We start from the raw sequence: 23,301 nt of genomic DNA, 5'->3' as shown, positions 1-23,301 counted from the left end.
AAGGGCATAAATGACCTTTTTTCATAGTTTTTTGAGGGAAAATAGAAAAAAAGTTGGTATGCGAAATGCATTGTTAGAAGTGTCCAACAAATTTTCTCATGGAGATGGCTATGAAAATCATACAAGATTATATTGATTCCAAACAACAAGAATTCATGAATCATCCTTTTTTTGAAATACTAGAACAATTAAAAAGTTTAAAAGAATTAGGCTATTTTGTTCCTGAATTAACCTTTTGGGCTATGACGTTCCAGGATATTTTAAGAATAAACGAAGAACGAGTAACCGACCCTTATTTACGAAAAGTCGCTCGTCACCACAGACTCGAAGATGCAGGTCATGAAAAATGGTTTCTACATGATAAAAAGTACATGGGTGCAGTCAATATCGATTCAGCAAATGATACCAATGATGTAAGTTGGCTCTACAGTAAAGAAACTCAATTAACTCGCGATGCGGCTTATGCAATTTTAGCTGAAGTATATAAAGCGAATGATGAAATTCTCAATATTGTTCTGCTCTTAACGATTGAATCCTCAGGACATGTATTTTTTGAAAAGGTTTCAAAACAAGTGAAAAAAACCGGGGAAGATAAAAATCTCAAATATTTCTCCACATCACACTTGGAGGTAGAAATGGCTCATGCCTTGTTTGAAGAAGAAATGGAACGCTCTTTGTTTTCAAGACAAGTACCCATTCACATTCGCCGCGAAGCCTTAAAAATGGTAGACCGATGCTACGATGCATTCAACAAGATGTTCGATGGCTTGATTATTGCTTGTAATCGAAGACTCGAACTGGCAAAACAAAGGAATCATCAAGATGCTGCAAACAAAGAACCAGTGGAACTCATTTCACATAAAGCAGTGTAAAAAAAAGTTTGGACAAGCGATGCTCAGCGATGGGCATTCGCTTGTTTGTTTTCGCGAAGATTTCGGCAAACTGATTCACTCTGATCCAATTGCCGCCTTTGAACCTCAAACAATCGCAGAACTACAATCATTTATACAGTATGCTCATGAAAATCAATTACCCATCACGCTCCGTGGCAATGGAATGAGCCAGAGTGGGCAATCGCTCGCTGTCTCTGGTGGCATGCTCCTTAATATGAAGCATTTCAATCATGCTTCAGAAGCTGATTCAAGCTCCATCTGGGTTGAAGCAAATACGTCTTGGGCCTCATTATTGGATAATTCGTTAAAACAATCTATGACCCCTTATGTAGTCCCTCATAATTGTAATTTAACAGTTGGAGGTGTTCTTTCTGCTGGCGGCATGGGTGCTGCATCATTCAAATACGGTAGCGTGACGGCCCATGTCAAAGCACTAGAAATAGTGCAAGCGAATGGCGAATTGATACAAGCAGAACAACAATCCTCTTTAACGCAAGCCTGTTTAGGAGGACAAGGACGCTTTGGCCTGATAACCAAAGCCTGTATTGCATTAAGACCTTGTTTAAAAAATGTTAGAACGTTCTTCTTGATTTATTTAGAAAAGGACGAATGGCTTAATGATTTGCTTTTGTGTCAAACAAAAGCAGATTATGTAGAATCATTTTGCACCCCGGCAATACAAGGTGCGAAATTATCGACAAAAGGGCGAGCACCTTTTGCCCAATGGTTTTATTCCCTTCATGTAGCACTAGAATATGACAATTTACCCCCTGATTTCCATGATTTAGGATTAAAACCCTGGCGCTTGTTACATAGCCAAGATGAATCCATTCATTCTTATTTACATCGTCATGATTCACGTTTCAATGCAATGCAAATAACCGGGCAATGGGAATTACAACATCCATGGTATGAATGTTTCATACCCGGTTCACAATTAAATAATCTAGAAGAGTTATTGGCTACTTTGCCTTTACACTTTGCTACGGTGGTACATCTTGCCCGGATTGCGCCCCTTGCTCCGGCTGGATTTTTGCAGCTACCTAAAGATGAAGATGTTTTTGCCTTCATGATTCTGAATCCAGGATTACCTAACTCATTGATTCCGAGTTGTTTAGAAACCATCAAACACTTGGACTCACTCTTTTTGCCCCAAGGTGGCAAGCGCTATCTTTCTGGATATTTGGGGGACTCTCCAGATAAAGAATTTTGGCAAAATCATTTTGAAGAACGATATGCAGATTGGATTAAATTAAAAGAACTTTATGATCCACACCATATTTTTTGCTCTGTTTTGCATCATTATTAGTTTAACCTGGGTGCAGCACAGCAGTCCCCCGGAAGACTGTGATTTTTTAAATCAGGGTTTTGCTGCACTGCACCCAAGCCACTCGTTTAACTCACCTATGCGAAGCCTTAGGCTTAAATTCCATTAAAGTGAATAAACTATTTGTTGGATAACTGTTTTTAAAGATAAATCCCGCGGGTTCAATGGATTGTTGCCATTCGGACAAGGTACGTTGTCTGCCGCCTAATAATACCATCATCACAATATCCATCGTTTTATTAGGATGAGGCTCATTGTCATCAGGCATTACTTGCTCTGCAATAAATAAAGTCGCATTTTGAGGCATTTGTTGCGCGCAGTTTTTCAATATTTTATGCATCATTTCATCGTTAAAATCATGCAAAACTCCTTTGAAAATATAGGCATCTGCTGGAGGGATGGTCGCAAAAAAGTCACCCTCCTGGAGGGTCACTTGGTTGGAAAATGTATTAGGATCCAATTGGCAAATCACTGCGGGCGTATCAAAAAGAATAGCCTTTAACATGGGATATTGATTGGTGATTGCTTTTACAAGCCCCCCTCGCCCGCCGCCCATATCAACAAAGCTGGAAAAAGTAGCGAAATTGTATGCATTGCTAATTGCCACATCATCATAAGTTGATAATTTAGCCATTCCTCTATCAAAATTTTGCTGTTTCTCTGCATTTTTACCAAGAAAGCTAAAAAAATCGTCGCCATGTTGTAGCTCAAATGCAGATGTTCCTGTCTTAAGGCTAGCATCCAACTGAGAGAATGCTTGCCACCAAGCATCATCCACCATACATAATACATCACGCATGGAATGAGGATCATCGTCACACAGCGGTTTGGATAATTCGGTCAATGAATAAACGCCTTTGTCGTAATTAAATAAATCATAACTACTTAGAAACTTTAATACCCTATCAAGCAATTCGGGTTTACTTTCTGTTACTTGGGCTAATTCATCGATCCTTTTAGGTCCAGAAGCTAGATGATTTGCTACGCCCAATTTGGCTACGGCATGTAGTGCTCGTGAAACAACATACCAGCGCGATATAATAGCTAATTGAATATGTGGTTTATCCATGTGAGATTGCATATAAAATTCCTTTTAATACGGTCCATTTATTATTTGTTAATTAGATCAAAAAGTTAAGTATTATTATTTATTTAATTTTATCCAAAAAGAAATGAGCGCATTGAAATCGAACTATTCTCAATCGCTTCATAAATGAAAACCGGTTCGTCTTCATCATGTACAGCACCTAAAATATAAAACAATGGATAGTAGTGGTCAGGAGTAGGAACACTCAGCTTTCCTGCAATCGTATCACGATAGTGAGTAATTAATGCTGCAAAATCTCTGGCCATTAATTTTTCTTTGAGCCATTCATCAAACTCAACAGCCCAATCATAAGGCGTTGATTTACGCTCCCAACTGATTTTGGAAAGATTATGTACTAAATTACCACTGCTGACGATAAGAATGTTTTGCTCTCGTAATGATTGTAATTGCTGTCCAATTTGATAATGGAACTCTTCAGGTTGTTCTATATCAAGGCTGAGCTGAACAATGGGAATATTCGCCTGAGGATATATATGTCGCACCACCGACCAAGTGCCGTGATCCAATCCCCATTGTTCATCATCCAGTTTGATTGACGTCCGAGTTACGATGGTTTTAATGAGTTCTGCCGTTTCGGGAGAACCAGGGGCTGGATATGCTATATTAAACAGCTTTTTGGGGAAGCAATAAAAATCATGGATCGTTCTGGGATTTAGCATATGTGTGACCCAGGTGCCTTTAGTTAACCAGTGTGCTGAAATACATACAATTGCCGTTGGTTGAGGAATTTTGTTACCTAATGCTTGCAAGCTCAATGTAAATTTATTAGTCTGAATTGCATGCATGGGACAGCCATGGCCAATAAAAATTAATGGCATGCGCTTTTTGTGGTCCAAATTATCCTTTATGTCCATAATGAAGCACCATAAAATCAGCACTCACTTAGTATCATATTAGTTCAAAAAATGCGGGATGTTTAATTATCCGGCATTTATTAAACAATTATCCCTTTTGCAAAATATAATGTTATGGTTGTATCTCGTATATTAAAAAAAGCTTTTAATCATAACCAATGACGAATAATCAATGACCAATTGAGCTATTTTTAATATACTTTGCACAAATTAACTTACATGGTAATTAATTATGTGGTACTTAAGAGTAATGCGTGAACTATTGAAAACACTCCCGGAAAGGGATCAAACAGATGGAAAAGATTTTTTAATAGAACTTTTTCGATCTGTTAAAAAATTATGGGGGCTCCCTGAAATAGAATTCTTTCTAGGTCTTATTGAGAAGTCTTTTTTAAAATTTGAAAATCAGGAACCTGGTTCAGTCTCTTTAACCGAGTTCTCAAGGCATATTTTGGGGCTTACTCTACTTTATATTAAATCCAGTGACGAGTTAGCTATATGGAATAGCGATTTTATTCCAAAAATGAACAAAATGGAGCGATTTTTAGCCATTAAAAAAAGAACATCGATGATTAAATTTCTTAATCAACTTGAAATGAATGCATTTGCGAGTTTAGAGCACAAGCTTAATATCAATTTCACTCATTTAAGGTCCATTATAAGTAAATGCACCGCCTTGGAGCAAAGCGAAAATGGCAGCTCCACCATCGCTCAATTTTTTGCTTATGCTTATGCTAACGAGTTGGATCGAGAAAATTGTTGTGATGCGTTTAAACTGATCATCCAAGATGCCATGACACACATTGAAAGTCAGAACAATGAGACTTTACAGCAGATTTTTCCCAGTAAATCTCAATTAAGGCTATTTAAATCAATTGCAGCTTATAGTACTGCCTCAGAAAGCAAATCCGAATACATGAAAAAGCGATAGTTATAAATTCCGGGATATCCAAGTCCCGGACAATTCACCCGCCCAAAGTATGAAGTCGTCTAAGCCAACTCACTCCGCTAACATCGCTGCATGGCTCAGACTTGCGATCCTGACTCCAAAAGCAACCAGTAAGCCCCCCATAATTTTGACAATGTAATATTGCAACCGATTTAGATTCGTTTTTACATACTGATGGGTAAGCATGTAAGCGAGACAGGAAAACCAAATCATGTGAATTAAAGCAATTTCAACTCCATAACCTAACTCACTCATAATCGAATGACCGGGCTTTACCACCAAAGTAAAAAATGCCAGTAAGAACATAATTGCTTTGGGATTTAAAAGATTGCACAACAAACCTTGATTAAAAGCGTACAAACCTGTGATGGAATGAGATGAATGGCTGGCATCCAATTTCATCATTTCGCGCTTCGCTAATAAGCTTTTGATGCCAATATAGATTAGGTAAGCAGCCCCCAGGTATTTTATAATGCTGAATGCAAGTAATGATTGCGAAATCACAAGAGCCAATCCTAAAATGCAGTAGCTTGCATGAATTAAAAGACTCACTGAAACGCCAAGAGCGGTATAGATTCCTTCTCTTCGAGAATAAAGTAAGGAATTTTTAGTAACTAAAGCAAAATCAGGTCCAGGAGAAATCGCGGCTAACATAATCAATATACTTATAGATAAAAACTCTTGCACAATGTTCCTCCCTAAAATCATAAAAAATAATTATAACACAATCTTGGGTTGTCTCGGATGTCCTGATTCGCATCAAATTAGTTTATGGTTATTAACAGGACTTACGAAAAAACCCAAGGTCGAGGCAAAAAATGCTTTTAATGAGAGAGTTTAGATATACAAAATGACTGAATTAAAAACATTTTTTAACGAGGAGTTTGGGGTTTTTCGTAAGTCCTGATTAAATCTTGTTATCCCGATAATAGGTAGTGAAATTCTTCTCTGCACTTAAAGGTTGCTGTGCATAAGCTTCTTGAGTTAAAGAACATTGATAGTCAAAAACAGCCCCTATGTTCTTCGCTGTGAAGCTTGATGCATCATTTCCCCCATGGCCATCATAAATCCCTACCAAAAAAGGCAGTAAAGGAGAAAGGGTTTGGATTGCAATTAAAATATTATCTCGAGATCCCCGTTCGAGCGCTTTATTCGCAAGCATTTTTGCTAGTTGGTGTTCTTCTAGCTTGTTTGCCAATGGTACTTCGTATAAGCAATTAAAAAGCCACTGCTCATGTTCTTTTTGGGTTTGGAGTGCTAAAGGCTCTGTAAAGCCATCACAGGTTGTAATGATGAGAGTCGTTCCTACACGATCTGGAGAAATACCTATAGCGTCACCAATTTCATCGAGGCGATGGATATCGATATGTGCATCAGCGCAAACTACCTCCGCATTATAATCAAAATCACCTATCGCGCGAGATACTGCCAACTCACCATTGATGCGATCGAAAAAGACTACGCCCCCTGCTTTTTGAATACGCTCTAACTCAACTGCAGGGTGATGAATAATACTATTTAAACGTACAACACCAGCTAACTTAGCCTGGATATCGTAAATAACCGCAAAAGAGATGGAGTCTGCTAAAGTTGCAGTGATTAGGTTCCCATGACCATCATATACGGTCGTCGACGCCGTGGTGCCTCCATGCATCACATTACGCCCTAAAATATTAATTATGTGATAACTGGTCCATAAACGATGACCAATCTCTTGAGGGGTAAGTAAATTAAAATGATTTAGAGAATACCAACAGGCAAAAGCCGCATCTTCTTGGCTCGGACGTGCGCCCATGGTCTCATATAAACCAAATCCATGTTCTTTTACACGTTCACAAACATCAATCCCATCATCAGGAAGTGATGTGATGTATTGAATGCTTTGCATGCTTTTTCCTATCAACACCTCCTGTAAAAATATAGCACATAGATTTTCGAGTCATTAATGGGCAAATTGTTTATATATGGTGTCATTCCCGCGCAGGCAGAAATCTATCCATCAAATTAATTCCTTACTTTATTTGTGAGATGGATTTCCCGCCTGCGCGGGAATGACATCAATATAGAGCAAAATGAATTATTAATACTGACATTGATTAATAAAAATTCTTGTGTTTAAAAAGGGGACGACACATCAAGGCCCGAGCCCTTCGCCTATATTGCATCCTCAGTTAATTGCGTTAAATAACCGCATTGAATTAAATAATTAAGGTATTTATTGAATACTGTTTCATTTATTTTTTCACAGTAAATGTCATGGTGAGCCAATTGAGTTTTTGTATAAGTACAATCGATTTTCGCCTTATTGTTGTGAAGATATAAATCAAACAATGAACTGTCTTTATGTGCCACTTTTTCCGTAAAGAAGGGGCGTAATGGAGAAAATGAGTGATTTAATTGATTTTGCTCTTTAATCATTTGTTCCCATTCAGGGTATGTGACATCTTTTACCTTAAAACCCTTGGCTCTAACATATCCAAATAATTGCTCTATACTAACTTCCTGTGGGTTTATTAAATGATAGGTATCAGACTGATGCGGTTTTTCCATAGCCAAACGAGTAATTGCTTTTGCGACGTAATCCACAGGAACAAAATTGAACCCCACGTCCAATTTAGGTCGAGCCCCTAATTCGATGCATCCCTTGAGGATACGACACACCACGTCATCCTGGTTCCAATAACCGGTTTGACTTTCCCCAGTTATAAGGCTCGGCCTGTAAATCACGGTTGGAATATCATAAGTTCGAGCATGAAGTACCAGTTGCTCTGCCAACCACTTCGTTTGATTATAGCCACCATAAATTCCTTCTTGAGGAGCAAGCTCGGTACGCTCGCTGATCACCCTGTCATCCCTCAAATCAGCAGACATAAAATAGCCTACGGTGGAAATATAATGCAGCGCTTTCAGCTTCCTGTACCCTGCCAGGTCGATAAGTTGTTTCGTACCGAAGACATTGCTTGCTGCCAGCTTTTGATATGGATAAATAAAATTAAGTACCGCGGCTCCATGAAAAATAAGATCAACCGTATCAGCCAAATAGTACCAATCATGCTTGGAAAGACCCAAGTTATTTTTTTCTAAATTGCCTAAAACGATTTTAATTCGATCATGATACACCGGACTCCATACACCATAGTGCTCCATATTTTTAATCACTCGGCTTATTCCTGCCGCATGTGAACTGGCCTGAACAAGACAGGTAAGCTGCCAGCTCGTATTGGATAACAGCTCACGTAGCACATAAGCTCCCAAGAAACCTGTGGCTCCGGTTAATAATACATGATGAGGAGTTGCCTTGGGCAAAGAGGTAATATGGGGCGTCATGTTTTTATACAGATTAAACTCAGCAACCAAATCAATAGGAGTATGAGAGAGCAGCTTTTGCTCCTTTGTTTTACCTGTGAATAAATCCATTATTTCGCCCAGGCTTGGATCTTTGAGCAGAAATTCAATGGATAGATCTTGTTCAGCGGTTGTTGAAAGGGCATAGTGCAACTCGCCCAGTTTGAGTGAATTGACTCCCAATTCGCTTAACTTTTTTTCTTTATCTAAAACCGTAATATCTTCATTAAAAATGGGGTAGAGCATCTGAGCAATGTCCGCCGTTTCAGCATGCAGTGTTGTTTCAGGCTCCCCTGCTAGATTTTTTGCAATCGTATCGATAAAGATAATATCTAAGTCACCTTGCAGATATTTTTTCTTACATAACAAACGTTGTGTTTTTCCGCTGGTTGTTTTGGGAACTGATTTACGCGCAACAAGAACCACAACGTCTGCATCAATTCCATGGACCTGCAACAGATTGCTTCGTATGGTTTTGATTAGTTCTTCTGAATCGAGCGTCTCAACGCCCTTTTTAATTTCTTGAACGATAACCAATAATTCATGCTCCTGTTCTTCTATGGAAAAAATGGCACAACCATGCTCCTGTAGATGGGGATGGCATGCATGAATGGTATCTTCCAAATCATGAGGGTAATAATTACGGCCACGAATAATAATCAGATCATTCAGACGCCCCGTTACATAAAGTGATCCTTTATCCAGATAACCCAGATCCCCTGTGCGTAAAAAAGAATGCTTTTTACCTGCGAGACGGGCATTAAAAGTGTGTTTTGTTTCCTCAGCTAATTGCCAATATCCCTGAGCAACACTTTTACCTGCTACCCATATTTCCCCAACCACTCGTTCTGGACATTCCTGCAACGTTTCAGGATTGACAATTGCAAGATAACAAGCGTCAATGGGCTGTCCACAGTTAATCAAACTGCGGGCATCAGGATGGGATTTATCACAATAAAGTACGTTCCCCTGCTCGAGGGCACTCTTATTGACCCATTGGTAACCTATTCCTTGTTGGCGATTCCCTCCTGTGACCATCAATGTCGATTCAGCGAGCCCATAGCAGGGATAAAAAACCTCTGGGGAAAAGCCACAAGGTTTAAAACGTTGGATAAAACGTTCAATAGTTGCCCTGCGAATAGGTTCTGCTCCACTCATTGCACATTGCAAGCTACTTAAATCCAAGTGTTCTTTTTCTTTCTCAGTGACTTTACTCGTACATAAATCATAAGCAAAATTGGGAGCGACCGTAGCCGTAGCTCGATAATGTGCGATCGTTTCCAACCAAATTGCCGGGCGTTGTAAAAAGGTCAATGGCGACATCAGTTTGACAGGAATCGTGCTAAAAACAGGTTGTAATATCCCGCCAATGAGGCCCATATCATGATAATGAGGTAACCAGGACACACTGACATCTTCTTCTGTTAGACGATTCGCTTTTTCGATTACTAATAAATTATGCAGTAAATTACCATGACTAACCATCACTCCTTTGGGTTTTCCAGTGGAGCCGGAAGTATATTGTAAAAATGCAATATGATGTTCACTCAGAGAGGGAGCACGCCAGCGGTCCGGAGCATTAACCCAATCTTCGGTAGTTATGAATTGCATCACTGCATAATCATCATATTTTGCATTCAGTTTTTTGATTTGCACCATGAGCTCTGTTGTTGTCAAAACAACATGTGCCCCTGAGTTTTTAATAATACGATGGGATTTCTCAGCCCAATCTTTTGTGGTGGGTGGATAAGAAGGTACGGCAATAGTTCCTGCATACAAACAACCAAAAAAAGCAGAAATAAACTCAAGACCAGGAGGGTAAATAACTAAGACTCGCTCACCAGGATGGGTTACTTCCTGCAAAACACTTGCTATTTTCTTTGCCTGTTCTGCTAACTCAAGATAAGTCAGGTTCTTATTTTCCTTTATTTTTCTGTGTATGAACGTATAAAGTGGAAAATTCGGATTTTTTTCTACTTTTTTTTCCAGTAAGTCGACCAAGCTTGTGTAAAAATTGTCCCCCATACCAAACCCCTAAACCCAAAATAATTATCGCTGAACTTTAAAGAGAACTGCATGAATACTCTTCAGCGTAATTTATTATGGAAGATCTATTTGAAAAGTACAGTAATCTCAGACAAACTAAAAAATAAAAACAAAGTATTGTAGGACTAATCGAATGCCCAAATTCATAGTTAAAGCAATTCTGAAATTCAAAGAAGCCAGCCGTTATTCTTTTTATGGATTAAAAGCGGCCTTTCAAGACGAATTTGCATTTCGCCTTGAGCTATTAGTGGGCATGATTGCTTTACCCGTTGCCATTTTTTTAGGAAAAACGTACCTTGAGCGAGCTTTATTAATTAGTACCTTGCTCCTAGTTATCGTAGCTGAATTATTGAACTCAGCTGTAGAAACCACATTGAATCGAATTGCTCGCTCCTGGAATCCTTTAACGAAAAAAGCCAAAGATTTGGGCTCCGCTGCAGTGTTCGTCACTATTATTAATGCACTCGTAGTGTGGATTATGATTATTATCTCTCGCATCCAAACATAGAGCCAAAAATTGATTTGAGAAGTAATACAGGACTTACGAAAAACCCCAAAGTCGAGGCAAAAAATGTTTTTAATGAGGGAGTTTAGATAGATTTCACCTAGGATTGGCTCGTAATTAATGTGTAAAAGTTGCTGTATTTTGAATAAATTGAGTGATTTCTTCTAATTGAGCTTTTGCAAAATATTCATCTTGCTCTTTTTCCGGGTCGAGCTGTGCCAGTTTTTGATACAGTTTCTCGATGTTCTCATGTCGACCTTTCCCTAAAATTTTGGAATGGCTGAAGAAGTAAAAAAATCCTGCTGTCATCTTTGATTGGCCTATTTGATGTAATTGTTCCAATTGTTCTAAAGGTGATAAAGACGAACTTAAAATACTCGCAATTTTTCTCATCCCTGTGCTGTTCGTATTTACAAATTTTTCCGTTAAACATTTATTTTTCACTATTTCCTGGACGCATTCATTAAAACTGTCCATCGCGTTCTTAAATTTCAGATTTTCTTGTTGCAATAGGCGGATTACATTTTCTATATTAGGGTAAGGATTATCTTCATCATCAAAATCTACCCTACGATTTTCCTTTATCAATATCTTTGACAAATCGTAATGAGACTTAGGCATGGCTAATTTTGAAATTTCACTGTAAATTACCATTCTTTTTTGGAGCATTCCCCGATTAAATGCATCACTTAGTAAATTATCTTCATATAATTGATTATCCCTGAATGGAGATAGGGAATGCTTTGATTTCAATAAATTCATGCGTTGATGGTAGGCCTCAAATTCTTCAAAATGTTGCGACATGCTCGCCCAATGATCATTAAAATTTTTATATGCATCCATTCTTGAAGGCAGCGTAATAAGAAATTTATTGACGTGTTCAATTGTCGGACGATCTTCGGGATTTCTACTTTGGAGATGACTCAGTAACATCTTAATGTCATCTAAAAGATAGGGATCAATTGCGGATACATCATAACCTGTAAATAAACCATCAAAGCAATAAGAAGCTGTAGCTAAATCTCTGAGATTTGTCGCTAATTCCTTATATTTTAAAATATCTTTTGCCCCAAAAATTTCACCCAAAATTGCTGCTAAGGCATACATATCCGATTGATAAGTGCTGCCCTCACCCAGAATAACCTCCGGAGCCATATAAGCCAGTGTTCCTGAACATTTTAGATTATTCTTTGAATCAATGTCTTCAGCCAAACCAAAATCAATAAAAATAATAAGAAATTGCCCATTATCGAGCTTTTTATAACAAATGTTTGCTGGCTTAAGATCGCGATGTACCACATTTTTTTGCTGTAACAAAAGCTTCTCGCTTGCAACGCGAGCAGCAACTTCCAAGCGGAACTGAAACGAATAATTGTAGCTTGGAGTAAAAGGCAATAGCTTATCAAGACTGGTGCCACAATCCTCAAGGATCGTAATAACTTTATCTTCTGCCCCAACAACACCAACAACATTTACCCCATGCTTTTTTTGCCTTGTTGCTTCTTTTATAGTCCGCGACAAGAGTTCGGGATAGGACGTTTTTTCAGTTGGCTGTTGTATTTTGATTACATCATTTACAGGGATTAGTTGGGCTTGATAACCCATTTTTGTTGAAGCATGAGTTACAACTATTTTATATTTTGATTCATTTACTGAGCCAAAACCACCTTTGCCCTTGTGCGTATTATCAATAATATGCCATTGATTTTTACCCGATCGGACTAGATTATGACTAAAGGTAAATTGTGAATCGCTCGAAAAAAGACTTAATTTTGATGATTTTCCTGAAATTGAACGATTAAACAGTGAGGGTAGAAAAGCTACACTCTTGTTTTGTTTAAATAAAAATTTTGCAACTTTGCCATCCAGGAAAATAGGACCTTTTTTATTTTTCCACACTACTTCAAAATCAGTATACACTATATTTTGTCCATAACACTTGCAGCAAAAGACAGGATGTTCATAATATCAGCTTCTTCTTATAAGAAGAAAAAAAATTTAAATCCACTTACGAGAATTGTTGATTCGGGTTAATATAGGCGCTTATTACAGCATTTGTGTACCAAATAAACCGAAAAATGTCCAGACCAGTACCTCATAAAAAATGCGTATCCTGCGTTGTTCCAGTCTACAATGAAGAAGCAGGAATTGCAGAATTCATTGCAGCATTGACGGATACCCTACAAAAACTTGGCTATGCTTATGAAATACTTATTGTGGATGATGGCAGCCACGACAATACGCCGTTGGTTATTCAACAATTAAGAGCTCAATTTGTGCTTCGTTGCATTCGCTTTAGTCGAAATTTTGGTAAAGAGAATGCCATCAGCGCGGGCCTTGATCATGCCCAAGGTGATGCCGTTATCCTACTCGATGCCGACTTCCAACACCCACTTGAGCTTTTAAGCCAATTTCTTTCCAAATGGGAAGAAGGCTATGACATGGTTTATGCCGTGCGAAAAAATCGTTCCGATGAGTCCTGGTTGAAAAGAACGTGTGCTAAGGCATTCTATCAATTTACCTCACGAATAAATCGGATTAATATTCCTGCAAATGCTGGAGATTTTAGACTCCTGGATCGAAAAATTGTCAAAGCACTCCAGAAATTACCAGAACGAAATCGCTTCATGAAGGGCTTATACAGTTGGGTCGGATTTAAACAAATTGCTATTCCTTTTGAAGTTCAACCTCGTAAAACAGGTACGTCACAATGGGACTTTTATTCGCTTTTGGATTTGGCAATCACTGGAATTACATCATTTACTGCGTTTCCATTACGGATGATTGCAATTGGTGGAATTGGCGTTGCAACCATGGCAATACTTTATGGCCTTTGGATTGTTATCAGTACCCTGATTTTTGGCATAGAAACGCCTGGTTGGGCAACCATAGTCACCACAATTACTTTCTTTGGCGGTTTGCAACTCTTTGCCTTGGGTGTTGTAGGTGAATACATCGGTCGAGTCTTTGATGAAGTCAAACACCGGCCCCATTACGTTATTGATGAGGAATCCAGTTTTGATGACAACCAAACTGAAATTAAGACATAGACTCATTTTTTTTATAGGTATTGGTAGTTCTGCTGCGTTGATACATCTCTTTACTGTATTCAATTTAGTGAAGTTTATGCATGCACAGGCACTAGTAGCCAATGTGTTTGCCTTTTTAATCGCCTTTAATGTCAGCTTTTTAGGCCATAAGTATTTAACTTTTTCTCAATTGCATGATGAGAAAACCTTGAGTTTGCCCCATTTCTTTATAGTAGCCGCTTCAGCGGGACTCATTAATGAAATCCTTTATTTCTTACTTTTACGTTACACTACCTTAAATTACCTATTTGCTTTATTTCTCGTTTTAGGTTGTGTTTCCGTTTATAGCTTCATCATCTCAAGATTTTGGGCCTGCCGTCAGATTCAACGAAATAAGTCATAGAGCAAACCAATTATATTTCCACTTCACTTTGTTCCAGGATAATTTCCTCTTCGCCTCGAATGCATTGAACTGTTCTCTTTTTTACATCAAAAACGTATTGTAATCTGCAATATTCTCTAGGATTAGAAAGTAGATTTGGATTAAAAACAACAAGATTAATTCCTTGTTGATGGCGAGCGGATGGAACAATCAATAATGGATGTCCTTCATCAGCCACCCGTCTGCCCGTTTGTTGGCATTGATTGTAATTATCCGGATCAACAAGCCAGGGGAACTCGTCTTTTTTTCCAGTCAAATCGAGCCCCAATCCTTGACAATAAACTTTGGCAACTCGTCTGTCGATGATGACGGTATCTTGCTTTTGGAAAATTTCCCAGGAATCCTTTATTTCTTGAATAAAATGATAATTTGTTTCATAAATCGTCGTTTTCAATGTTTCTGAGCCATACCAGCACGCAATTGCACCATCGCTGTAACGCGAGCTCGTTATCTTTTCAAAGGGATAATCAATAAAATCATTCTTACTGTAATCAAATGCGCGTTGTATTAACGATTGATGGGTTAATTCAGGATGGGTATAACTTTCTAAGGTATTGGCTGCGTCCCAATTTACTGGATCATCACTGAGATCATCAAATAAATCCTGGGATACTTTGATGCCCCTTATATTTCTAAAAACATCTTGTGAATATTCCCTAACTGTATCAAATAAAGACACGTTTACTGACCTCGCATAAAATCCGTGAGCCGCCTTATTTGAGCAATTCCAAGGTAACCTTGCTCCAGCATAAGGTCTAAAGGGCGAAGATTATGGAGCTTTTGATTTCTCCCTTTTATCCATTGATAGACTATCTCTCGATTGTATGGATAAAGAATTCTCAGGTTTTTGTGAATCCCCAAGAGATTACCTACCCGCTCGATTGTATCTCTGCCAGATATATGAGCTGTCCCTTTTTTAAATTTGGCTAGTTGCGCGGGACTGATGCCCCCTAAAAGCTCGCACTCTTCTTCATTTTTCAATTGCCAATGCCTAAAAAGTGCAACCACGTTCTGGGTGTTGCGTTTGAGAACCTCTTCACTTAAATCTTGAGACGTAAAAGGTGCCAAATGTAAATGATTCATGTCAAAACCCTCTATTTATAGATAATTATAGTATATAAATGGATTTTTACAATAAATTATGACATGAGATATTGGAATTTTGGGTTCATACAAAAAAACTCAAGAAATTAAACCTCATTTTAAATCGATAGTGAGTTTTCAGTGATCGGTTTTTTCGGGGGAAAGAGAATCGGGATACATGCCATTTACAACTTCAACAGGCTCTCGAATGATAAGGCGATTTCCAACCATTTCCTTCACTTTGGGTAATATGGCATCCACCTTTTCTATTGTATCAATGAATTGCACTACCAAAGGAAGCTTACTTCCTATATCAACCAATGATGCAGAGACAACAGGATTTTTAAGCGTAAACCCAGCAACAGCGCGTAACACCGTTCCACTTGCTAGTTCAGCCTTATCAAGCATACTCAATAGCTCAAGATGCAAAGGACGATGTTGCCATTTATCTGCTTCGTTAATATAGATAGAAACTTTTACATGATTCATTTTAGATTGCCCGAGCGAGCACGATACCCGCAACAACAGCTAATAATGAAAAAAGATTATTGCAAATAAAATTTAGCGCAGCAAGTGCGTAATCACTTTGTTCTGCCAGTACATAGGTTTCATAACTGAAACTTGAAAATGTCGTATAAGCGCCACAAAACCCAACAGCAACAAACGAGCGCCATCTTGGATCAACTTCCACTCGCTCTAAAGTCCAGGCAAGAAAAAAGCCTAATATGAAGCTTCCAGTAAGATTAACAATGAATGTTCCAAAAGGAATATCTGCTGATAAATACTTAACGGAAAAACGACCCACAAGATAGCGTAAATTCGCACCGATGATCGCCCCGCAAGAGATCCAAAAAACATCATTCAAGGGTTTCTTCCTTCCTATTCCAACCGCTCATAATTGACTAAAAAGATAATACCGAAAAAGAATAAGCGAGTAAATTCAACCTGAAATTGTTTTAGGAATATACTAGCGGCTCATGGTGCTCTAACTGAATACGAAACTCATCGCAATCCTTTAAAAATTCATCACTTGAAAAATAATTAAATTCTTTGATACGCGCCTGAGCGATAGGATCTGTACTGGGTGAATTTTCTCCCGGGTGACACATTATTAAAGTATTCTCTCTCGCGATGCTCATCCATTGCCTAAATAATTCTCTATAGTTTGTATTAGGTGCAAAATCATAAATTCCAGAGAAGTATCGATGATGAGGGATGCCTAATTTGATGAGCTGTTTTAGTAAAGCCTTGCCCCCGGTAAGATGAAGTACTTTTGCTTTAAATCGGTATTGAGGCAAATTAATGGCAGGCCAAGTGGAACGAATAAATGTCCCATAATTTTTCAATCTTTGTGCGTAAAGATCCAAAATAACGTTCCGTATTATGGGAAATTGATGAACATGCTGGTGGCCATCAATAAAATCCGGTGCTTGTTGCATGACCTTGGTAAATTGCTCCAGTTGCGCCAAAAATTCTTTTGCAATAAAGGACAACTTCATTGAGCGCATATGCGTTTTGATCAACAACTCAGGTAAAGTAAAGCACGCTTTTTCAGGAAGAGATGTTAAATAACCGTCTGTTAGATTGAAATGTAGACCAATTTTGATAGGCTTGATTTTTTTTAAGGTAAGGAGTTCTTCGGCATAAGGAATAAAACCAGGCGTATTCACCATGCAGCTTACAGCGGACAAACGTCCCATGCGCACTAATTTTAGAATTCCGTCTGAAACTCCAGAATCCAGGCCAAAATCATCCGCACACAAAGTTATGGTTTTCGAATAAATCACAATTGAGGGCCAATATTTATAACAAAGGCATATGATATATCATTTTCTCTACGAAGGTGTAGTTTGGGTGTAGCGAAGATGAGGGAAATACGATGTATTAAAGCAAGAAGAAACCCGGGTTGCGGCTACGCCCGCCCAGGCTTAATTTTTATGCGGCTTCCGACTGTACTTTTACTGCAAAGAAACGCGCACCTAAGATATTGATGCACAAACCACCGATCACCAATAAGCCTGCGGCCAGTTTCCATAGCTGGAACGGTTCCCCCAATACTAAAACTGAACTAAGGATAGCGACTATAGGGACCAATAAAGTAAATGGTGCAATCACTCCCACTGGATAACGAGCAATGAGCCAGTTCCAAACGCCATAACCAATCCAAGTTGAAGCAAACACAATGTAAAATAATGACAAAGCACCGCGCCAACTTAAATGTTCATAGGTATAAACAAAACTTGCAGGTCCCTCAATCATTAAAGAAAAAAGAAACATAGGCATACATGCAACAAAACTTCCCCAGGCAATAATTGCCATCATATTGTTGCTATTACCTTTAATTTTCTTAGTGATCAGGTTCCCAAATCCCCACGTTGCCGCAGCGGCAAGAATAAAGAGAAAACCAGCCAAAGAGATATCATTATCAAAATGCATGGCAACCAAGCCAATTCCAAGTGAAGCAACCAGTGCACCAATAATCTGCCCTATATTCGGCTGTTCGCCTAGGAAAATTCCAGCGAAAAACATACTGAAAAATACTTGTGTTTGCATCAGTAAAGAGGCCATTCCCGCAGGCATACCAATGTTCATACCGATAAAAAGAAAGGCGAATTGCAAAGCAAACATAACAAAGCCATAGAGGGCTATCACTCTGAATGAACCTTGAGGAATTTTGATAAAAAATATAGCCGGAACACTCGCCAATAAAAAGCGTAAGGAGCAGAGCAACAGCGGTGAAATTTCTTCCAGTCCAAAAGAAACAAAAAGAAAATTTACCCCCCAAATTACAACCACTAAAAGAGCTAATAAAAGATGTGTAACAGGCATCATCAAGTGCTCCGACAAAAACCTTATTTTAGCCTAAACAGTGTAATAAAGCCATTTGTTTAGTTTATTTTTTAATCACTTAAGTGTTCAAATAAAGTAAACTTTGATTGCTAATAAGATTACTAAACATGACGCTCACCACAAAAATTTAATTTCTATTTTTAATCCATCACGTTAAACTGGAATTTTTTTCTAACCGAGTTGAAAAAGCCTGTGCGGTGCCATATAACGGCCTAATACCTTAGATTTCGCTGTTCACCCAGGCACGTTTCAACGTACTCTACTTTTTATGGTTTAAATGATGAAAGAAATTATTCTTGCTACCAGCAATCCCGGTAAAATTAAAGAATTGCGTGATTTATTAGCGCCTATTGAGTGCATTCCACAAACCGATTTGGGAATTTCAGATGCAATAGAAAGCGGTTTAAGCTTTATTGAAAATGCACTCATCAAAGCGCGTCATGCCAGCTTCCACGCAGGAAAACCTGCTTTAGCTGACGATTCAGGGCTAGTAGTTCCGGCATTAAATGGCGAACCAGGGATTTATTCTGCGCGTTATGCGGGTAACAATACAACCGATGCAGAGAACATTCGTTTGTTATTGGAAAAAATAGCTCATGTTCCTTCACAACAGCGGGAAGCCTGGTTTTATTGTGCCATCGCATTGGTCCAACATGCAAAAGATCCTACTCCGATCATCGCAACAGGCATATGCAAGGGAGTGATTCATGACCGCCCCCTTGGAGAGGGTGGATTTGGATATGATCCAGTATTTTATATTCCTGATTTTCAATGCACGGTAGCACAATTACCTGCTAAAATTAAAAATAATATCAGTCACCGCGCACAAGCTTTAAAGCAATTGCGTGATCTACTTAAGAATTGATGATGGATACGGATGCACTCTTTGCGCAAGCATATAAATTCCAGTACGAAGGTCAACTGCCCCAAGCCATTAGCCTTTATGAGCAAATATTGTCCCAGGAACCCAAACACCTGAATACCTTGCATTTTTTAGGACTCACTTATGCTCAATTAGGCGACATGGATAATGCGATTCTCTATCTGCTACAAGCACTCTCATTAAGTCCTAATAATGCCAGTCTGCTTAATAACCTAGCGAATGCATACAAAAAATTACATCAACTTGATAAGGCAATTGAATATTATCAACAAGCCATAGAACTGCAACCCAATTATGCCCAAGCTCATAACAACCTGGGAACAGTCTACGCCTTAAAAAATAATTATGCGCAAGCATTATTACATTATACCCGAGCAGTTCATGCTGAACCTGATTTTAGTGCAGCACATTTTAATTTAGGCTTACTATTGCTGCAAAATAATCAATTGGATGCGGCTAAGACTCAATTTAATAATGTCATATCCTTAAATCCTTTTCATACTGAAGCACTTTTCTATCTCGGTGTGTTGCATCTTGAAAAAAATGCGCTTGTCGAAGCAGAACAAGCATTTCAAAATGTTTTGGAGCAAGAAAGTAGGCAAATAGAGGCGCTTTCCAACTTGGGCGTAATTGCTTTAAAAAGACATCAAAACCAATTGGCCATCGATTATTTCAGCAAAGCATTAGCATTGGACAATGAGAGTATTGAAGCACGTAATAATTTAGCAGCAACATTCATGCACCATGATCGTTTTGAGAATGCGCTCATGCATTATGATGTATTGCTGCAAAAAGAACCTGATAACATTGAATATTTATACAATTCCGGCGTAGCGCAAATGGCTCTAGGCCATTTGAATGAAGCCATTATTCTTTTTGACCATATACTCGAGTTAGAACACGATCATAACTCGTCACTCAATAATCTGGCCGCAATTTACATTAAGTTAGAACAAAGAGATAAAGCAAAAGGATATCTAGAACGCGCTCTGGCGATTAATCCCCAGGACATAATAAGTGCTCATATGTTTCATGCCCTCACTGGAGGCGAACAAGCAAAAACCACTCCGGAATACGCACATAATTTATTTAATAACTATGCGCTTTATTATGATCAACATATGAAAGGCGCACTAAACTACTCCATTCCCAAACACGTGGCACGTGTAATCCACCAACTCGAATTACCAGCAAACGCCCACACTTTGGATTTAGGTTGCGGAACGGGTTTAACCGGGATCGTTCTTCGTGAACTCAGTAAACATTTAACCGGTGTTGATATTGCAGAAAAAATGCTGGTTCAGGCCAAAGAAAAAGAAATTTATGATAATTTGGTGAAAGCTGAAATCAATCAATTTCTTGAGCAAAATAAAGCGTTTTATGATCTCATTGTCGCAGCCGATGTTTTGCCATATTTCGGTGAACTTGACGCACTCTTTCATTCCATTTATCACCATTTAAAACCTAAAGGCTATTTTATTTTTACTACTGAAATCAGTCTAACAGATCCCTGGTCGCTTGAAACAAGTGCGCGTTTCAGCCATCATCCTGACTATATCAAAAAATTAGTGGAACAAAATCAGTTTCGACTTGTAATGCAAGAAAAAATTCCAGCCCGCATTCAAGATGAAAGTATTTTAGAGGTTATGCTCTATGTTCTAACAATTTGAATAATTTAAAGCAAGAAAATAAAATAGTAATATACTATATATATAGGAGTTTTAGGAATGACTCTGTCGCTTCTAGCGATAGAGCAAGGAGCTTATATGTCAAAGCCCATTAAAGGACTTAAATTTATCGAAGCACCGCAACTGACTTCCAGCGAGCAGCGCGAGATCGATCGTAAAATTGAGTTTGAAACAGCCAAGTCCTTTCACAGCATGGTCAAGCTTGGTGCATTTGCCAATATTTTTGGTGCGTTACTTTACGTGCTTGCAGTTTATGGTTCTACCCGGCCTGCATTAATCATTTCCTGGTATAGCATTATGGTGCTTGCAAACTTGCTCAATGTCTTATGGGCCTTTCGTTTTGAGTACAACCATATAACCCGCAAAGAAATTCTTAAATGTCGAAAAGGGTTTCTCTTTCTTGTAATTTTAATCTGTCTGATATGGAGCAGTATTGGTATTTTGTTTATGAGTGATGGCATGGATCAGCGGATGACCACCATTATCTTTTTGTCTGCTGTTTTGATTTGCTTTTCCTTCTCAACTGCAATTGATTTAACAATGGGGGTCATCAGTATTGTTTGTTTACTCACCCCAACAATTTTATATCACCTGTATTTAGTCAGTGCTTTATTTCATTCTGAAGCCAGTCGCATTAGCATGTCGGTTACAGGCTCGTTTCTCGTGCTTGGGATATTTATGCTCATTGCTTGCATTGTTGGGAATAGAATCATTTTAAAAGTATTTCGTTTGGGTTATGAAAACGCATTACTTAGTCATAAACTGGAAAATATGAATACCTTGTTAGAACAACGAGTTAAAGAACGCACAGAGGAATTAGAAAAATCACTGAAATTGGTAACCTATCAGGCAACACATGATTTATTAACTGATTTACCTAATGAGCGTTTTCTTTATGATCACATTCAAAATGTCTCTGAAAGAGCCGTTAAAGAACATCAAAAATTTGCTATTGCCTGTTTTTCATTAAACAATATGATGAAAATTAATGATAGTATCGGTCATCAAGCATCCGCTACGATTATTCATCGTATTGCCCAACGTTTTGCACAACTTGCAGAGAAAAATAAAAAATATTTCATTTCGCTATTACGTAAAGATGTATTTGTTATTTTAATAGATCCAATCATTGATGCACTGGAAGTGGAAGACAGTACTCAGGATTTATTCGCTGTACTAGAAAATCCTGTATATGTTGCCCAACAAGAATTAAATTTAACAGCAAGCATAGGCATCAGTATATTTCCGACTGATGGTCGAGATGTAGATACACTGATTACACACGCAGAGGCAGCACGAACACTAGCCACCGAGCGCGGGGGAAATAGTGTACGCATTTACAATACAGTAATTACTGCGGATGCCTCCAGACAATTGAATATTGAAAATCAACTCTATCGTGCGATTGAAAACAATGAACTCATCCTACATTACCAACCCTTTATTGATTTAAGAACAGGAACAGTTTGTGGTGCCGAGGCTTTAGTACGTTGGAAAAATCCTGTGTTAGGAATGCTTTCTCCAATGGAGTTTATTCCTTTAGCAGAAGCCAACGGCATGATTCTTCCAATTGGTGAATGGGTATTAAACACTGCTTGTCATCAATTAAAACAATGGCACAACAGCGGCTCTAAATTAGTTATTTCAGTTAATTTGTCAGCAAAACAGCTAATACAACAAGATCTTGTTGACCGCATTGAGAAAATTTTAAATCAACTAAAACTATCACCCAAGTACCTTGAGCTGGAATTAACAGAGTCCAATGCATTTCAAAACGAAGCCATTCCAATTATTAATAAATTTACCGAAATGGGTATCTCTCTAGCGATTGATGACTTCGGTACCGGTTATTCAGAGTTTGGTAACCTTAAGTTATTTAAAGTCAACAAAATAAAAATTGATAAAACCTTTATTCAAGATATTGAAGTCAGCATTGATAGCAGAAATATTGTAATAAACACTATTGCCCTGGCCCATCGAATGAATATTGATTGTCTAGCAGAAGGTGTAGAAACACTGGAGCAAATTAAATTTTTAAAAGAAAACGGATGTTATATCATGCAAGGCTATTACTTTAGCAAACCCCTGGATATCAAAGATTTTTCTGAGTTCTTAAAAACTCACTCCACAAATACCTATGAAGCATTGACTAACTGGTAAAACAAATACATTAGTAGCCCAAATGTAGCGAACCATAAACTGAGATCTGTAAATCCCGGGTAATGCTTTGCTCACCTAGAATACAATAATATCTCTCAAGATGGAGATGACATTATTTGCGAGTATTGATAGCATGATG

The 23,301-nt window shown here is 38.3% G+C and carries 21 protein-coding genes; 9 read left to right on the top strand and 12 right to left on the bottom strand.

Translation table 11 applies throughout. The features are described from left to right. Window positions 1-110: 110 nt before the first annotated feature. Window positions 111-872 (top strand): hypothetical protein, encoded by a 762-nt coding sequence (locus tag DGG96_RS00460; RefSeq protein WP_110141055.1) that lies wholly within the window; start codon window positions 111-113, stop codon window positions 870-872. Further along, complete coding sequence (locus DGG96_RS00455; RefSeq protein ID WP_110141054.1) at window positions 823-2,202, top strand: FAD-binding protein; 1,380 nt, start codon at window positions 823-825, stop codon at window positions 2,200-2,202. Before DGG96_RS00460 ends, DGG96_RS00455 begins: the two co-directional genes overlap by 50 nt. 91 nt (window positions 2,203-2,293) lie before the next feature. Here the strand turns inward: DGG96_RS00455 and DGG96_RS00450 are convergent, their stop codons facing one another. Then, window positions 2,294-3,301 (bottom strand): methyltransferase, encoded by a 1,008-nt coding sequence (locus tag DGG96_RS00450; protein ID WP_110141053.1) that lies wholly within the window; start codon window positions 3,299-3,301, stop codon window positions 2,294-2,296. A gap of 77 nt (window positions 3,302-3,378) precedes the next feature. Further along, window positions 3,379-4,182, bottom strand: a complete 804-nt coding sequence (ygiD, locus tag DGG96_RS00445; protein ID WP_233590473.1) for a 4,5-DOPA-extradiol-dioxygenase — start codon at window positions 4,180-4,182, stop codon at window positions 3,379-3,381. A gap of 232 nt (window positions 4,183-4,414) precedes the next feature. Here ygiD and DGG96_RS00440 point away from each other — a divergent pair, with 232 nt between their 5' ends. Then, window positions 4,415-5,113, top strand: coding sequence for a hypothetical protein (locus DGG96_RS00440; RefSeq protein WP_126955296.1), 699 nt, complete (start codon window positions 4,415-4,417; stop codon window positions 5,111-5,113). A 69-nt stretch (window positions 5,114-5,182) separates the two neighbouring features. Here the strand turns inward: DGG96_RS00440 and DGG96_RS00435 are convergent, their stop codons facing one another. The 3 genes from DGG96_RS00435 to DGG96_RS00425 all read right to left on the bottom strand — a co-directional run bounded on the left by DGG96_RS00435 (window position 5,183) and on the right by DGG96_RS00425 (window position 10,501). Continuing rightward, window positions 5,183-5,818 carry a LysE family transporter gene (locus tag DGG96_RS00435; RefSeq protein ID WP_110141051.1) on the bottom strand — a complete coding sequence of 212 codons (636 nt, stop codon included), beginning with the start codon at window positions 5,816-5,818 and terminating at the stop codon, window positions 5,183-5,185. A gap of 220 nt (window positions 5,819-6,038) precedes the next feature. Next, on the bottom strand, window positions 6,039-7,019 hold the full coding sequence (locus DGG96_RS00430) for a PP2C family serine/threonine-protein phosphatase (protein ID WP_110141050.1): 981 nt from the start codon (window positions 7,017-7,019) through the stop codon (window positions 6,039-6,041). A 266-nt stretch (window positions 7,020-7,285) separates the two neighbouring features. After that, window positions 7,286-10,501 carry a thioester reductase domain-containing protein gene (locus DGG96_RS00425; RefSeq protein ID WP_110141049.1) on the bottom strand — a complete coding sequence of 1,072 codons (3,216 nt, stop codon included), beginning with the start codon at window positions 10,499-10,501 and terminating at the stop codon, window positions 7,286-7,288. Window positions 10,502-10,655: 154 nt separating this feature from the next. Here DGG96_RS00425 and DGG96_RS00420 point away from each other — a divergent pair, with 154 nt between their 5' ends. Beyond that, window positions 10,656-11,030, top strand: a complete 375-nt coding sequence (locus DGG96_RS00420; RefSeq protein WP_110141048.1) for a diacylglycerol kinase — start codon at window positions 10,656-10,658, stop codon at window positions 11,028-11,030. A 114-nt stretch (window positions 11,031-11,144) separates the two neighbouring features. On the opposite strand, the gene DGG96_RS00415 is transcribed toward DGG96_RS00420, so the two are convergent. Then, entirely contained in the window at window positions 11,145-12,947 is a 1,803-nt protein-coding gene (locus tag DGG96_RS00415; protein ID WP_233590474.1) for a protein kinase domain-containing protein, read from the bottom strand. A 158-nt stretch (window positions 12,948-13,105) separates the two neighbouring features. Between DGG96_RS00415 and DGG96_RS00410 the strand changes: the two genes are divergently transcribed. After that, entirely contained in the window at window positions 13,106-14,077 is a 972-nt protein-coding gene (locus DGG96_RS00410) for a glycosyltransferase family 2 protein (protein WP_110141046.1), read from the top strand. After that, entirely contained in the window at window positions 14,049-14,459 is a 411-nt protein-coding gene (locus DGG96_RS00405) for a GtrA family protein (protein ID WP_110141045.1), read from the top strand. The genes DGG96_RS00410 and DGG96_RS00405 overlap by 29 nt, the downstream gene beginning before the upstream one ends. Before the next feature lie 10 nt (window positions 14,460-14,469). Here DGG96_RS00405 and DGG96_RS00400 read toward each other — a convergent pair whose 3' ends face one another. The 6 genes from DGG96_RS00400 to DGG96_RS00375 all read right to left on the bottom strand — a co-directional run bounded on the left by DGG96_RS00400 (window position 14,470) and on the right by DGG96_RS00375 (window position 18,410). Continuing rightward, window positions 14,470-15,177, bottom strand: a complete 708-nt coding sequence (locus DGG96_RS00400) for an RES family NAD+ phosphorylase (protein ID WP_110141044.1) — start codon at window positions 15,175-15,177, stop codon at window positions 14,470-14,472. A gap of 2 nt (window positions 15,178-15,179) precedes the next feature. Beyond that, on the bottom strand, window positions 15,180-15,581 hold the full coding sequence (locus DGG96_RS00395) for a hypothetical protein (RefSeq protein ID WP_110141043.1): 402 nt from the start codon (window positions 15,579-15,581) through the stop codon (window positions 15,180-15,182). A gap of 138 nt (window positions 15,582-15,719) precedes the next feature. After that, on the bottom strand, window positions 15,720-16,070 hold the full coding sequence (locus DGG96_RS00390; RefSeq protein ID WP_110141042.1) for a DUF190 domain-containing protein: 351 nt from the start codon (window positions 16,068-16,070) through the stop codon (window positions 15,720-15,722). A 1-nt stretch (window position 16,071) separates the two neighbouring features. Then, window positions 16,072-16,446: a fluoride efflux transporter CrcB gene (gene crcB, locus DGG96_RS00385; protein ID WP_058466997.1), complete on the bottom strand. Its 375-nt coding sequence runs from the start codon at window positions 16,444-16,446 to the stop codon at window positions 16,072-16,074. A gap of 91 nt (window positions 16,447-16,537) precedes the next feature. Beyond that, window positions 16,538-17,368: a ChbG/HpnK family deacetylase gene (locus DGG96_RS00380; protein WP_110141041.1), complete on the bottom strand. Its 831-nt coding sequence runs from the start codon at window positions 17,366-17,368 to the stop codon at window positions 16,538-16,540. A 148-nt stretch (window positions 17,369-17,516) separates the two neighbouring features. Next, window positions 17,517-18,410 carry an EamA family transporter gene (locus DGG96_RS00375; protein WP_110141160.1) on the bottom strand — a complete coding sequence of 298 codons (894 nt, stop codon included), beginning with the start codon at window positions 18,408-18,410 and terminating at the stop codon, window positions 17,517-17,519. A 301-nt stretch (window positions 18,411-18,711) separates the two neighbouring features. On the opposite strand from DGG96_RS00375, the gene rdgB reads away from it, so the two are divergent. From rdgB to DGG96_RS00360, 3 genes are all read left to right on the top strand, one after another. Next, window positions 18,712-19,296, top strand: a complete 585-nt coding sequence (rdgB, locus tag DGG96_RS00370) for an RdgB/HAM1 family non-canonical purine NTP pyrophosphatase (RefSeq protein ID WP_110141040.1) — start codon at window positions 18,712-18,714, stop codon at window positions 19,294-19,296. A 2-nt stretch (window positions 19,297-19,298) separates the two neighbouring features. Beyond that, a complete protein-coding gene (locus DGG96_RS00365) occupies window positions 19,299-20,984 on the top strand; it encodes a tetratricopeptide repeat protein (protein ID WP_110141039.1) in 1,686 nt (561 codons plus the stop codon). Between the two features lie 96 nt (window positions 20,985-21,080). Further along, on the top strand, window positions 21,081-23,162 hold the full coding sequence (locus DGG96_RS00360; protein ID WP_110141159.1) for a putative bifunctional diguanylate cyclase/phosphodiesterase: 2,082 nt from the start codon (window positions 21,081-21,083) through the stop codon (window positions 23,160-23,162). Window positions 23,163-23,301: the final 139 nt, after the last annotated feature.

The organism is Legionella qingyii, assembly GCF_003184185.1.
The sequence above is the reverse complement of the archived record's forward strand: the minus strand, read 5'-3'. Positions and strand labels throughout refer to the sequence as shown.